At 66.3% G+C, this 12,908-nt stretch carries 12 protein-coding genes; 9 read left to right on the forward strand and 3 right to left on the reverse strand.

Features of this window, described 5'->3' with window-relative positions; all coding sequences use genetic code 11:
- Window positions 1–2: 2 nt before the first annotated feature.
- From NUW81_RS09615 to NUW81_RS09630, 4 genes are read left to right on the forward strand one after another with little or no spacing between them, the layout of a single operon-like run.
- On the forward strand, window positions 3–1,259 hold the full coding sequence (locus NUW81_RS09615; RefSeq protein WP_245112751.1) for an RluA family pseudouridine synthase: 1,257 nt from the start codon (window positions 3–5) through the stop codon (window positions 1,257–1,259).
- Window positions 1,256–1,951, forward strand: a complete 696-nt coding sequence (locus NUW81_RS09620; RefSeq protein ID WP_245112754.1) for an HAD-IA family hydrolase — start codon at window positions 1,256–1,258, stop codon at window positions 1,949–1,951. Before NUW81_RS09615 ends, NUW81_RS09620 begins: the two co-directional genes overlap by 4 nt.
- Window positions 1,952–2,182, forward strand: coding sequence for a hypothetical protein (locus NUW81_RS09625; RefSeq protein ID WP_245112757.1), 231 nt, complete (start codon window positions 1,952–1,954; stop codon window positions 2,180–2,182).
- Complete coding sequence (locus NUW81_RS09630) at window positions 2,179–2,874, forward strand: ATP12 family chaperone protein (protein ID WP_245112760.1); 696 nt, start codon at window positions 2,179–2,181, stop codon at window positions 2,872–2,874. The genes NUW81_RS09625 and NUW81_RS09630 overlap by 4 nt, the downstream gene beginning before the upstream one ends.
- Before the next feature lie 9 nt (window positions 2,875–2,883).
- Here the strand turns inward: NUW81_RS09630 and gmk are convergent, their stop codons facing one another.
- The gene (gene gmk, locus NUW81_RS09635) at window positions 2,884–3,528 is read right to left on the reverse strand and encodes a guanylate kinase (protein ID WP_245112762.1); all 645 of its coding nucleotides are present in this window, start codon (window positions 3,526–3,528) and stop codon (window positions 2,884–2,886) included.
- Window positions 3,529–3,683: 155 nt separating this feature from the next.
- Between gmk and NUW81_RS09640 the strand changes: the two genes are divergently transcribed.
- From NUW81_RS09640 to murA, 5 genes are all read left to right on the forward strand, one after another.
- Window positions 3,684–4,448: a TIGR01841 family phasin gene (locus NUW81_RS09640; protein WP_245112764.1), complete on the forward strand. Its 765-nt coding sequence runs from the start codon at window positions 3,684–3,686 to the stop codon at window positions 4,446–4,448.
- A gap of 129 nt (window positions 4,449–4,577) precedes the next feature.
- Window positions 4,578–4,925: an ATP-dependent Clp protease adapter ClpS gene (gene clpS / locus NUW81_RS09645; RefSeq protein WP_245112765.1), complete on the forward strand. Its 348-nt coding sequence runs from the start codon at window positions 4,578–4,580 to the stop codon at window positions 4,923–4,925.
- Window positions 4,926–4,972: 47 nt separating this feature from the next.
- Window positions 4,973–5,704, forward strand: a complete 732-nt coding sequence (locus tag NUW81_RS09650; RefSeq protein ID WP_245112766.1) for a helix-turn-helix domain-containing protein — start codon at window positions 4,973–4,975, stop codon at window positions 5,702–5,704.
- A 64-nt stretch (window positions 5,705–5,768) separates the two neighbouring features.
- Window positions 5,769–6,812 (forward strand): serine hydrolase domain-containing protein, encoded by a 1,044-nt coding sequence (locus tag NUW81_RS09655; protein ID WP_245112767.1) that lies wholly within the window; start codon window positions 5,769–5,771, stop codon window positions 6,810–6,812.
- Between the two features lie 43 nt (window positions 6,813–6,855).
- Entirely contained in the window at window positions 6,856–8,139 is a 1,284-nt protein-coding gene (gene murA, locus NUW81_RS09660; protein ID WP_245112768.1) for a UDP-N-acetylglucosamine 1-carboxyvinyltransferase, read from the forward strand.
- Here the strand turns inward: murA and NUW81_RS09665 are convergent.
- Window positions 8,136–9,344, reverse strand: a complete 1,209-nt coding sequence (locus NUW81_RS09665; protein ID WP_245112769.1) for a DUF445 domain-containing protein — start codon at window positions 9,342–9,344, stop codon at window positions 8,136–8,138. The two genes, murA and NUW81_RS09665, sit on opposite strands and share 4 nt — an antisense overlap.
- Window positions 9,345–9,447: 103 nt before the next feature.
- Window positions 9,448–12,897 (reverse strand): efflux RND transporter permease subunit, encoded by a 3,450-nt coding sequence (locus NUW81_RS09670; protein WP_245112770.1) that lies wholly within the window; start codon window positions 12,895–12,897, stop codon window positions 9,448–9,450.
- Window positions 12,898–12,908: the final 11 nt, after the last annotated feature.

A 12,908-nucleotide genomic window follows, 5' to 3' on the forward strand; every position in this document is an offset into this window, starting at 1 on the left:
TTATGAGCGACGACGTACGAAATTTTACTGTCGAGGACGAGGATGACGGCATCCGTCTCGACCGCTGGTTCAAGCGCCACCTGCCCGATGTGAGCTTCGGCACCATCGCCAAATGGGCGCGGACCGGACAGCTGCGCCTCGATGGCGGGCGCACCACGCCGGGCGACCGCATCGCCACCGGCATGCAGATCCGCGTTCCCCCCGACAGCGACGAGGCACCCGCGCCGCGCGAAAAACCCAAGGTCGAGCTGACCGACGAGGAGATCGACCAGGTCGAGGACATGGTGATCCTCAAGACGGTCGATGCCTTCCTCCTCAACAAGCCGCCGGGCCTCGCCACGCAGGGCGGGACCAAGACAAAGCAGCATCTCGACCGGCTCTTGAACGGGCTCGACCAGGACGGCATGGGCAAGCCCAAGCTCGTGCACCGCTTGGACAAGGATACGTCCGGTGCCATCCTAGTGGCGCGCGGGCCGCGTGCGGCGGCGCATTTCTCGGCGGCCTTCCAGAACCGCTCGGCGCGCAAGGTCTATTGGGCGATCGTCACCGGCGTGCCCGAGGTGTCCGACGGCATCATCGACCTGCCGCTCGCCAAGCAGCCGGGCACCGGCGGCGAGAAGATGCATGTCGACATGGAGGAAGGCGCGCCGGCCAAGACCAAGATCCGCGTCATCGACCGTGCGGGCAGCCGCGCGGCCTTTGTCGAACTGCAGCCGCTGACGGGGCGCACGCACCAGCTGCGCGCACATATGGCGGCGGTCGGGCACCCCATCGTCGGCGATGCCAAATATGGCGGCGCCGACGCGATGTTGACCGGCGGGATCAGCCGCAAGCTGCATCTCCATGCGCGGCGGCTGAAGATCGGCGCGCCCAAGGGCAAGGTCATCGACCGCACCGCCGAACTGCCGCATCACTTTGCCGAGAGCCTCGAGAGCCTCGGCTTCGAGGCGCGCGACGGGGACAATCTGCCGCTGTCGACCCCCGATCCCGGGATGAGCCTCGAGGCCAAGATCCGGCGCAAGAAGAATATCGTGAAGGAGTATCGCAAGCAGGGCCGCCCCGACCGAAAGGCGCGCGGGGCAGCCGGCAAGGCGGGTCCGAAGAAGGGCGGCAAGCCGGTGCGCGGCAAGCCCGGTGGTCGTCCCGGCGGCAAGCCTGGTGGGGGCAAGGGGCCTGGGAAGCCCGGTGGTCGTCCCGGTGGCAAGCCTAGCGGGGATAAGCCCGCGCGGCGCGGTCCGCCCAAGGGGCGCGGGCGGTGAGCGTGAAGCTCGCGATCTTCGATTGCGACGGCACGCTGGTGGATTCGGGCGCGACCATCCATGACGCGCTCGACACCGCGCTCAGGCATCATGGTCACTGCTGCCCGCCGCGAAAGGAAGCGCAGAAGGTCATCGGTCTCAGCCTCGTCGAGGCGATGCGCGCGCTGGTGCCCGATGCCGATCATCATGCGCTGGCCGAAACCTACAAGCAGGCCTTCGTCGACCTGCGCGCTTCGGGTGCGGCGGCAGAGGATCCCTATGAGGGGATCGATGACCTCCTCAGGGCCTTCGAGAATGAAGGCTGGCTGCTCGCGGTGGCGACCGGCAAATCGATGCGCGGGCTCCAGCATATCATCGAGCAGCATGACTGGACGGGCACGTTCATCAGCCTCCAGACCGCCGACCACCACCCCTCCAAGCCCGATCCCTCGATGATCCATCAGGCGTTGCGCGATGCCGGCGCCGAGCCGCGCGACACGGTCATGATCGGCGATACCGCGCACGACATGCGCATGGCGCGCAACGCCAGCGTCGGCGCGATCGGCGTGATGTGGGGCTATCACGAACATGAGGAACTGACCGAGGCGGGCGCCCATGCCATTGCGGGGCGCGCGCCCGATGTCCTGACGCTGTCCGAGGCGTGGCGCGCGGGCGCGTGGCACGTGAAGGCCGATGCACCGAGGATGCTCTAGATGACCCCGACCGACGATGAAGACCTGCAGTGGAAGAAGCGTTTCGAGGCGTTCGCGCTGGTGCGCCTGTCGGGCCTCATTTTCCTGTTCGGCGGGATCATGGTGGCGCTGAAGAACCCGTTCGGGGACGAATATCCGATCATCGGTGCGATCCTCGCCCTCTCGGGCGCCGCCGACCTCATCTTCGGGCCGAAGATGTTGAAGAAGGTCTGGGAGGAAAAGGACCGGTGAAGCGCTTCTGGAAGGATGTCAGCGTCGAAGAGGCCGACGGCGGCTGGACCGTGCGGCTCGACGAGCGGGTGCTGAAGACGCCCGCGCGCGGCGACCTCGTGGTGCCGACCGAGACGCTGGCGGAGGCGATCGCGGAGGAGTGGCGCGCCGTCGAGGAGAAGATCGACCCGCGCGCCATGCCGATGACGGGCCTCGCCAATGCGGCGATCGACCGTGTCGCGGTCGCGACGGAGGCGTTCGCGGCCGAACTGGGCAAATATGCCGAGGGCGAATTGTGCTGCTATCGCGCCGACTATCCGACCAGCCTCGTCGACCTGCAGGCGGCCCAATGGGACCCGCTGCTCGACTGGGCGGCGGCGCGCTATGACGTCTCCTTCGAGAAGACGAGCGGCATCATGCATGTCGACCAGCCGCCCGCCACGCTCGAGCGGCTGAAGGCGGCAGTGCATGCCGAGGATGCGTTCGTCCTCGCCGCCCTGTCGCCGATGATCCGTAACGGCGGCTCGCTCGTGACCGCGCTGGCCGTGCGCCATGGCGCTCTCGAGGCGGAAAAGGCGTGGGATGCGACCGACTGCGACCGCCGCCACCAGGCCGAGCAATGGGGCACGGACGAGGAAGGCGAAAAGGCCGCCGCTGCCAAGCGCGAGGATTTCCTCACCGGCGCGCGGTTCCTGCAAATGCTGGAAGGCTGAGCGCCGGCCCTAGTCGTTGGGGCGTTCGACCAGCTTGCGAACGAATTGCGGCAGGTCGGGGCGGCGGATCTTTTTCAACCGCTCGGCCTCGATGATCTTCTTCACCTCGTCGAGGCACTGGGTGAAGTCGTCGTTGACCAGCACATAGTCATAGCTGAACCAGTGGCCGATCTCGCGCTCGGCGCGGTGCATCCGGCCCTCGATCACGGCGTCGCTGTCCGTGTTGCGCCCGCGCAGCCGCTTCTCCAACTCCTCCATCGAGGGCGGCAGGATGAAGATCGGTACCAGTTCGTGACCGAAGGCGTAGACGAGGGCCTGCGTGCCCTGCCAGTCGATGTCGAACAGGATGTCCTTGCCCTGGCGGAGCGCTTCCTTGATCGGCTCCTTGGGGCTGCCGTAGCGGTGATCGAAGACGTAAGCCCATTCGGCGAACTCGTCTTCGTCGACCATGCGGTCGAACTCTTCGTCAGTGACGAAGTGATAATGCTTGCCGTCGACCTCGCCCGGGCGGGGCGCGCGGGTGGTGGCCGAGATCGACATGGTGATGTTGCTGTCGTCGGCCATCAGCTGGCGGCTGATCGAGGACTTGCCTGCCCCCGAGGGGCTCGAAAGCACGATCAGCAGGCCGCGCCGGTTTTTCATCGCCAGTTCCATCTTGGCGCCATGCGAAACTGGGGCGCGTGCGTCAAGCCGTGCGACGAGGTGAGGCCGGCTCGCGACCGCTGTTTGTGCAGCGCAACAAAAACGCTTGATCCATGCTGCGATGCAATATATATTGCAATGCAACATCAGCGAGGAAGGTGGGCGTGATGGCAAAGGGTGACGCGAAGAAGCCGCAGCCGGCGAAGGCCGGGCAGGCGGACAAGGCGGAGGCGCCCAAGGCCGCGCCCGTGAAGGTGGAAGCGGCCAAGGAAGCGGCCAATCCCGCTCCCGAGCCGGTGAAGAACGAAGAGAAGAAGGCGGCGGAACCGGTCAAGCCGGTCAAGGCCGCCGTGAAGAAGATCAACCGGAAGGCGACGAAAAAGGTCGCCACCGCGAAGAAACCGGCGGCGCGCAAGCCGGCTGCAAAGCCCGCGCCCAAGCCCGCCGCCAGAAAGGAAAAAGCGATGACCAATTTTGACATGAGCAAGTGGTTCGGCGGTTACGACGTTCCCAGCGCCGACAAGGTCGAGGAACTGATGGCCAAGGCCGGCCAGCAGGGCGAAGAGTGGGTCGCCAAGACCCGTGCCGGTTCGGAAGAACTGACCGAGCTCGCCAAGGCCAATGTCGAAGCGATGATCGAAAGCTCGAAGATCGCTGCCTCGGGCGCCAAGGAAATCGGCACCGAGCTGATCGAAGACGGCCGCACCCAGTTCGAAGCCGCTTCGGACAACCTGCGTCGCCTTGCCGAAGCCAAGAACCCGCAGGAATATATGGCGATCCAGTCGGAACTGGCGAAGTCGCAGTTCGACCTGATGGTCGCCGAAGGCTCCAAGCTGACCGAAAAGATGGTCAAGCTTGCGGGCGACGCGATGCAGCCGGTTTCGAACCGCGCCAGCCTTAACGTCGAGAAGGTCAAGTCGCTGATGGCCTAACGGCCTCGCGTTGCCGGACGACGCGAGAGGGGGCCGCCATCCCATGCCGGGACGGCGGCCCCCTTTTGTTTTGATTTTCGGACCCTTGGCGGTTGCGACGCGTTCGCGCCTTGCCATATGAGACCCCGCATGAGTGACCTGAAGACGATCTTTTCCGGACAGAATGATGTCGACGACGCCGAAGGCGAGACCGGCGTCGCCACTGCCACGCGTCCCAAGACCAAGAAGCCGTCCAATTACAAGGTGCTGATGCTCAACGACGATTACACGCCGATGGAATTCGTCGTGCTCGTGCTCCAGCGCTATTTCAACATGGGCATCGACGATGCCACCCGAGTCATGCTGCAGGTCCACCAGCAGGGCGTCGCCGTGTGCGGCGTCTTTCCTTACGAGGTCGCCGAGACCAAGGTCAGCCAAGTGATGGACTTCGCCCGCGACAACCAGCATCCGCTGCAGTGCACGCTCGAGAAAGCCTGACGCGACGCGACCCGGGGGGGTATTTCGGGAGCGCGGTTAGGCGCCGCATGGCCGGCGGGATCGGCCTGACCCTGAGCCGGGCCACCGTGGCCCCCGACGATCTTCCCGAGCATGGCCATGAGGAAGCGCATTGCGTCCTCGCCATCGATGGCGGCTACCAGAGCCGCGCCATGCGCGATGACCCCGCCGCCGCGGGTTTTGCCGTCTACAACCCTCCCGGCACGATCCACCGCGACCGGTTCTTCGAGACGGGCGGACGCTTTCTCGCGCTCGACCTGCCGCTGGAGTTGATCGACAGAGGGGGAGACCCCGGGGTGCTCGACAGGGCAGGCGGGGCTGCGCGATTGATGGCCATGGTGGGACCCGCGCTCGAGTGGGAGGCCGATGCGCCCTTGCAGGTCGAAGCGCAAGCGCTCGAACTGGTGGCATCGATCGAGACCCGCCATGACGCCACCCGCCGCCCCGCATGGTTCGATCGCGCCCACCGCGCGCTGGAGGCGGCCGCCGAGATGCCCGGCGGTGACGTCCGGCAGGCGGCGCATGACTGCGCCGTCCACCCGGTGCACTTCGCCCGTGTCTGGCGGCGCGAAACGGGCGAGGCTCCGGCTCGCAGCCTCACGCTCTTTCGTGTTCGCCGGGCGATGGCCCTCCTGGGGAAGGATCGCTCGCTCGGCGAGATCGCGCATGAGTGCGGCTTCTCCGACCAGGCGCACCTGACACGTTCGCTGCGTCGCTTTACCGGCACCACCCCGCGCCGGTTGCAACGCCAATTTTCCTGATGTTGCAAATGTTCAAGACCTGAGCGTATTGGTTGGATAACACAGCTCGAAAAGGAGACTGTCGATGACCAACCCGTTTTTCGCCGCAGCCGTTGCTGCCACGCTCACCCTCGGTGCCCCTGCCGCCGCCCAGGACTTTGCAGCGGTCGATACCGCTATCGAAGCGGGCGACTTCGAACAGATCACCAGCCTCATCGTCTGGCAAAACGGCAAGCTGCTGCACGAAGCCTATTATGACGGCGATGCCGAGACCCGTCGCAACACGCGCTCGGTGACCAAGACCGTGACGGCGATGCTGGTCGGCGCGGCCATCGCGGAGGGACATCTGTCGGGGGTCGAGCAGCCGCTCTTTCCCTTCTTCGCCGACCGCGGCCCCGGCCGCCATCCCGATCCGCGCAAGGATGCCGCACCGATCGAGGATTTCCTCACCATGTCGAGCCTGCTCGAGTGCAATGACGAGAACCCCTATTCGCGCGGCAATGAGGAGAAGATGTATCTCCTCGAGGATTGGGTCGGCTTCATGCTCGACCTGCCGGTGCGCGGTTTCCCGGCGTGGGAGGCCAAGCCCGAGGATCGCCCCTATGGCCGCGCCTTTTCCTATTGCACGGCGGGGGTCAGCCTGATGGGGGCGATGCTCGAGCGCGCGACCGGCGAGGGGCTGCCCGCTTTTGCCCGCCGCACACTGCACGAGCCGCTCGGCATTGCCGAGCCCGAATGGCAGTTCGCCCCGCTCGGTTTCGCGCAAGGGGGCGGCGGGGCCGGCTATCGCAGCCGCGACCTGTTGCAACTGGGGCGGCTCCTGCTTGGCAAGGGCGAGGTCGATGGCCGGCGTATCCTTCCCGCCGACTATGTCGAGGCGATGGTAACGCCAAAGGCGCAGGTCATGCCGGGCTTCGACTATGGCTATCTGACCTGGCTCCCCACCCTCGAGATCGAGGGCGAGCAGGTGGCGACCTATGCCATGAACGGTTCGGGCGGAAACCGCGTGCTGGTGGTGCCCGATCGCGAAGCGGTCATCGTCGTGACGACTACCAACTTCAACACGCGCCAGCCGCACGCCATCACCGACCGGCTGTTGTCCGAGCAATTGCTGCCGCGGCTCCGATAGCCACGCCCTTGTCTTCCCCGCCATGGTCTTTATGGCGGGGAGCATGGACTCTATCTGGATCGAAGGCGGCAAGCGGCTCGAGGGGAAGATCCCCATTTCGGGCGCGAAGAACGCCGTGCTCACCCTCATCCCCTGCGCGCTCCTCACCGAGGAGAAGCTGACGCTGTCGAACCTGCCGCGCCTCGCGGACGTCGACAGCTTCTCGCATCTCATGAACGAGCTGGGTGTTGGCACGGCATTTGCCGGCAAGAAGGGTGGCCGGACCAACCGCGCCATCACGCTTGATGCCAGCCATATCGATTCGACGGTCGCGCCCTACGAGTTGGTTCGCAAGATGCGCGCCTCGATCCTCGTCCTCGGGCCGATGCTGGCGCGGATGGGCGAGAGCACCGTGTCGCTGCCGGGCGGCTGCGCCATCGGTGACCGCCCGATCGAACTGCACTTGCGTGCGCTCGAGGCCATGGGTGCCGAGATCGAACTGGCAGAGGGCTATGTGAAGGCGATCGCGCCGGGCGGCAAGCTGCCGGGCGGCGAATATACCTTCCCCGTCGTCTCGGTCGGCGCGACCGAGAATGCGGTCATGGCGGCGACCTTGTGCACCGGCACCACCCACCTTTTGAACGCCGCGCGCGAGCCCGAGATCGTCGACCTGTGCAACTGCCTCGTCGCGATGGGCGCGAAGATCGATGGCATCGGCACCTCGCACCTCAGCATCACCGGCGTCGAGGCGCTACACGGCGCCGACTATGCCGTCATGCCCGACCGTATCGAGGCGGGCAGCTATGCCTGCGCGGCGGGCATCACCGGCGGCTCGATCGAGCTGGTCGGCGCGCGTGCGTCCGACATGCTGGCGACGACCAATGCGCTGGCGGCCGCGGGCCTGCTCACCGAATTCACCGACGAGGGCATCAAGGTGTCGGCCACCGGCAAGCTCCGCCCCCTCGCCATCTCGACCGCGCCCTATCCGGGGTTTGCGACCGACATGCAGGCGCAGTTCATGGCGATGATGACGCTGGCCGACGGCGACAGCTACATGGAAGAGACGATCTTCGAGAACCGGTACATGCACGTCCCCGAACTCAGGCGCATGGGCGCGGAGATCGAGACGCGCGGGCGCAGCGCCATCGTGCGCGGCGTCGAGGGGCTGACGGGGGCCAAGGTGATGGCGACCGACCTTCGCGCCTCGATGAGCCTCGTGCTCGCGGGGCTTGCGGCCAAGGGCGAGACCGAAGTGCTTCGCGTCTACCACCTCGACCGCGGCTACGAGCGGCTCGAGGAGAAGCTGGCGGGCGTCGGCGCGACGATCGAGCGACGCTCGGGCGGCTAGATCCCGAACTTGCCCAGCGCGTGGAGGCCGGTGCCGACGAGGCCGCCGACCAGCGTGCCGTTGATGCGGATATATTGGAGATCGCGCCCGACCGCGCCCTCGAGGCGCTCGGTCACCGTGGTCGTGTCCCACGAGCGGATCGTGTCGGAGACCAGCGTGACGATATTGTCGCCATAGCTGGCCGCCATGCCGACCGCGGTGCGGCGGGTGAAGCGGTTGATGGCGGTCTTGAGGCGGATGTCGTTCTCGAGGCTCGAGCCGATCGACTGGAGGACCTCGCCGAGCTGGCCCGCCATCGCATTGTCGGGATCGTGGGCGCCCTTCACGATCCCCGTGCGGAAGCGCTGCCACAGGTCGTCGAGCCACAGGGCGACCGATGAATTTTCGATCGCGCGTACCTTCCATTCCTCGACCTTGGCCATGAGATCGGGGTCGGTCTGGAGATTGTTGGCGAGGTCGGCGAGCTGGTGTTCGATCTTGACCCGAACGGGATGGCCGGGGTCGGCCTCCATGTCGCGGAAGAGCTTGCGTAGCCCCTCGACGAGCTGGTCGGCGATGCGCTCGTCGACCGTGGCCAACCGGAGCAGCCAGCTGGTGCGCTTGTAGACCATGTCGCGGATCATATGCTCGTTGTCGTCGAGCGCATTGGCGAGATAGGCGATGGCTTTCTCCATCGCGGGCAAATGGCGGTCCTCGTTGATCGCGACGGCGAGCGCGCGGCCGATCACGGGCGAGATGTTCATGCGCTTCAAACGCGCCTTCAGCGCATCCTTGGCGATGCCGCCGAGGCGTTCGTCGTCGAGGCCCTCGAAGGCATCGGCGATGAGCCGGCTGGCGCCGCTGCGCATCCGCGTCTCGCCGCCCGAGGGGCGCGAGAGGAAGCGGCCAATGGCGCCCGCGACGTCGGTCCGGCGCATGCGCCGCGCGATGACCTGCGGGGTGAGGAAATTCTCGCGGATGAAGCGGCTGAGCGCGGTACCGATGCGATCCTTGTTCTTGGGGATGATCGCGGTGTGCGGGATCGGCAGGCCGAGCGGGTGGCGGAACAGCGCGGTGACGGCGAACCAGTCGGCGAGCGCGCCGACCATCGCGGCCTCGGCAAAGGCCTCGACCCATTCGAGCCACGGATAGGCGGGCTCCAATTGGCGCGAGGTGAAGTAGAGCACCGCCATCAGGACCAGGAGGCCCGTGGCGAGCCGCTTCATCCCGCCGGCACCCGGCTGGTCGGAAGAAAAACGCGAAAGGGGGACAGGGCCGCTCACCATGTCCGCCCTAACGCATCTGTCGGCTTAAAGTCACCCGCGGCCGTTACTCGGCTGCCGGAAGGGCGGGACCGTCGCTGCCCGGCGGCAGGGGACGCTCGCCGCCATAGGGCAGCTGCTTGGCCTCGTCCTTGGAGTTGACGAAGCCGCCGAACTTGCGGGCGAGCTTCTTCTCCATGTCGATGGCGAGGCTGTAATAGGCCGGCACGAGGAGCAGCGTGAGCGCGGTCGAGAAGATCAGGCCGCCGATCACCGAGGCGCCCATCGGGGCGCGCCACGAACCGTCACCGTGCAGCGACAGCGCGATCGGGATCATGCCGGCGACCATCGCGACGGTGGTCATGACGATCGGCTGCGCGCGCTTGTGGCCCGCCTCCGCGATCGCCTCGTCCTTCTCCATGCCGTGGTTCATCATCTCCAGCGCGAAATCGACCAGGAGGATCGAGTTCTTGGCGACGATGCCGAGCAGCATCAGGAGACCGATGAAGACGGGCAGCGAGATCTGCATGCCGGCGAGGTTGAGCGCCACCGCGGCACCCAGCGGCGCGAGCAGGAGCGAGCCCATGTTCACGAACGGCGCGAGGAAGCGGCGGTAGAGCAGCACGAGGACCGCGAAGACGAGCATGACGCCCGCCGCCACCGCCACGACGAAGTTGAACAGGAGTTCCTGCTGCCACTTCTGCTCGCCCAGCTCGAGGCGCTGCACGCCGCGCGGCAGGTTCTGGACGCTCTCGAGGCCGTTGACGATGGCCCAGGCCTCGCCCTGCTGGAGGTCGGGCGAGAAGTCGGTGCCGACGGCGATGCGGCGCTGCTGGTCGGTACGCTGGATCGAGGTCGGGCCGGCGCCGAAGCTGATGTCGGCGACCGATTTGAGCGGGACCGAGCCACCGTTCGAGGTCGGGACCGGCAGGTTCAGGAGCGTGTCGATATTCTCGCGCTCCTGTTCGGACAGCGAGACGCTGACCGGGATCTGGCGATCCGAGAGCGAGAATTTCGCGCTATTCTGTTCCACCTCGCCGATGGTGGCGATGCGGATGGTCTGCGACAGCGAGGCGGTGGTGACACCGAGATCGGCCGCGAGGTCGAAGCGCGGGGTGATCTGGATTTCCGGACGGATATCGTCACCGACCACGCGCGGGCCGACGAGCTGCGGATGCTGGCTCATCTCCTCGGCGATGTCATAGGCTGCCTTCTCGAGCAGTTCGGGGTCCGAGGAGCCGAGATAGAAGGTGATCGCCTGGCCCGACCCGCCGGGGCCGCCGCCACCCTGCGACTGGAAGTTGACGCGGGCGTCGGGGATCTTGGCCAGTTCGGGCGAGATTTCGCGCTCGTAGACGAAGCTTTCGGCCGGTCGGTCGTTCTTCCACACCACGTTGATGTAGGCGCGGGTGGTGAAGATGCGCTGGAAGACATTCTCGACCTGCGGATGATCCTCGACCGTGGCGGCCACGCGCTCGGTGATGGCGGCGGTCTGCTCGATGGTCGCGCCGGGCGGCAGCGCGACGTTGATCGAGCTGGTGTCGCGGTCTTCCTGCGGACTGAACTGCATCGGCAGCTGGGCGAACAGGACGACGGTGAGGAGGATGGTGGCGACGCCACCGGCGACGGCCGCCATGCGATGATCGCGCAGGCGCGCGCCAATGCGGCGCAGGCGGTACTGAGAGCGAGCCGCGAAAGCACTGTTCTCGAAGCCGCGCAGCTTGCCCCAGATCCAGCCGATGAAGATGGTCAGGAGGCTCAGGATGGCGACGATGCCGAAGAACTGAACGGTGCCGCTGATGATCGCCATGAAGGCGCCGGGCGCCTGTCCCTCGGGGGCCTGCGACGCCTGACCCATCACCGACATGGTAGCGAGGCCGAAGGCGAGGACGGCGGGCACGACCTTGGCGGCCATGACCGGACGCGGCTCCACGAGGCCGGCGCGGATTTCACGCATCTTCTCGGACGAGATGGTCCAGCGCAGGACCTTCATATAGGCCTGCATGAAGCGGCCGTTGGCATGTTCCTGTTCGCCGCCGGCCTTGAGGAAGTAGGCGGCCATGAGCGGGGTGATCATGCGCGCCACGAGGAGCGACATGATGACCGCGAGGACGACGGTGTAGCCGAAGTTCTTGAAGAACTGGCCCGAGATGCCGGGCATCAGCGCGACGGGCAGGAAGACGGCGACGATGGTCGCGGTGGTGGCGAGCACGGCGAGGCCGATCTCGTCGGCGGCATCGATGCTGGCGCGCCATGCCGATTTGCCCATGCGCATGTGGCGCACGATATTCTCGATCTCCACGATCGCGTCATCGACCAGCACCCCCGCTACCAGCGCCAATGCGAGGAGACTGAGGAAATTGAGGTTGATGGACATGAGGTCCATGAAGAAGAAGGCGGGGATGGCCGAGAGCGGGATGGCGACCGCGGCGATGATCGTGGCGCGAAGGTCGCGCAGGAACAGGAAGACCACGAGCACGGCGAGCAGCGCGCCCTCGATCAGCGCCTGCATCGAGGACTTGTACTGGGTCTTGGTGTATTCGACGTTGTTCGAGATCTCGATGAAGTCGATGCGCGGGTCGTTTTCCTCGATCTCGGCGAGCACTTCCCAGCCCATGTCATAGGCGGTGACGTCGGAGGCGCCCTTGGCGCGGCTGAAGTTGAAGACGACGACTTCCTCGCCGTTCATGCGCGCATAGCTGGTCTGTTCGGACGAGGCATCGCGCACGGTGGCGATGTCGCGCAGGCGCACGGTGCGCCCGCCGCCGGTGGCGATCTGGGTTTCGCCGAGCTGGGCGGCGGTCTCGGCATTGCCGAGGACGCGGACCGACTGCTGCGAGCCGGCGATCTCGGTGCGCCCGCCGGCGGCATTGATGTTGAGCTGGCGCAGCTGGTTGTTGACGGTAGCGGCGGTCAGTCCCTGCGCCTGCAGCGCGCGCGGGTCCAGGATGACGCGGATCTCGCGGTCGACGCCGCCATAGCGCTCGACCTCGGCGATGCCCTCGACGCCGAGGAGCTGCCGGTTGACGTCATTGTCGATGTACCAGCTCAGTTCCTCGAGCGTCATGTCGGTGGTGCGCGCGGCGATGAAGGAGAGGCTGTCGCCCGAGATGTCGACGCGGCTGACGCGCGGTTCGAGGATGCCCTGCGGCAGCGAGCCGCGGACCTGGCTGATGGCATCGCGCACGTCGTTGACGGCGCGGTCGGTGTCGGTGCCGATCTCGAACTGGACGAAGGTGTTGGACGAGCCCTCGTTCACGCTCGAGTTGATCTCGTCGACCCCCTCGATGCCGCGCACCGCGGCCTCGACGCGCTGGGTGATCTGGTTCTCGATCTCCTCAGGGGCGGCCGAGGGCAGGATGATGGTAACGTTCGCCGCGGGGAAGTCGATGTCGGGGTTGTTGGTGACCTCCATCCGCAGGAAGCTGATGACACCGGCGAGCAGCAGCACGGTGAACAGCACGATCGGCGGCACCGGGTTGCGGATGCTCCATTCGGAAATGCGGCGAAAGTTCACTTGTTCTTCTC

Source organism: Sphingomicrobium aestuariivivum (genome assembly GCF_024721585.1).
Lineage (GTDB): Bacteria > Pseudomonadota > Alphaproteobacteria > Sphingomonadales > Sphingomonadaceae > Sphingomicrobium > Sphingomicrobium aestuariivivum.

Excerpts from the sequence above, each read along its gene's own strand:
- NUW81_RS09665 (WP_245112769.1), bottom strand. The coding sequence starts at position 9,344 with ATGAAGCGGCTCGCCACGGGCCTCCTGGTCCTGATGGCGGTGCTCTAC.
- NUW81_RS09625 (WP_245112757.1), top strand. The coding sequence starts at position 1,952 with ATGACCCCGACCGACGATGAAGACCTGCAGTGGAAGAAGCGTTTCGAG.
- NUW81_RS09655 (WP_245112767.1), top strand. The coding sequence starts at position 5,769 with ATGACCAACCCGTTTTTCGCCGCAGCCGTTGCTGCCACGCTCACCCTC.
- clpS (WP_245112765.1), top strand. The coding sequence starts at position 4,578 with ATGAGTGACCTGAAGACGATCTTTTCCGGACAGAATGATGTCGACGAC.
- gmk (WP_245112762.1), bottom strand. The coding sequence starts at position 3,528 with ATGGAACTGGCGATGAAAAACCGGCGCGGCCTGCTGATCGTGCTTTCG.
- NUW81_RS09650 (WP_245112766.1), top strand. The coding sequence starts at position 4,973 with ATGGCCGGCGGGATCGGCCTGACCCTGAGCCGGGCCACCGTGGCCCCC.
- murA (WP_245112768.1), top strand. The coding sequence starts at position 6,856 with ATGGACTCTATCTGGATCGAAGGCGGCAAGCGGCTCGAGGGGAAGATC.
- NUW81_RS09615 (WP_245112751.1), top strand. The coding sequence starts at position 3 with ATGAGCGACGACGTACGAAATTTTACTGTCGAGGACGAGGATGACGGC.
- NUW81_RS09640 (WP_245112764.1), top strand. The coding sequence starts at position 3,684 with ATGGCAAAGGGTGACGCGAAGAAGCCGCAGCCGGCGAAGGCCGGGCAG.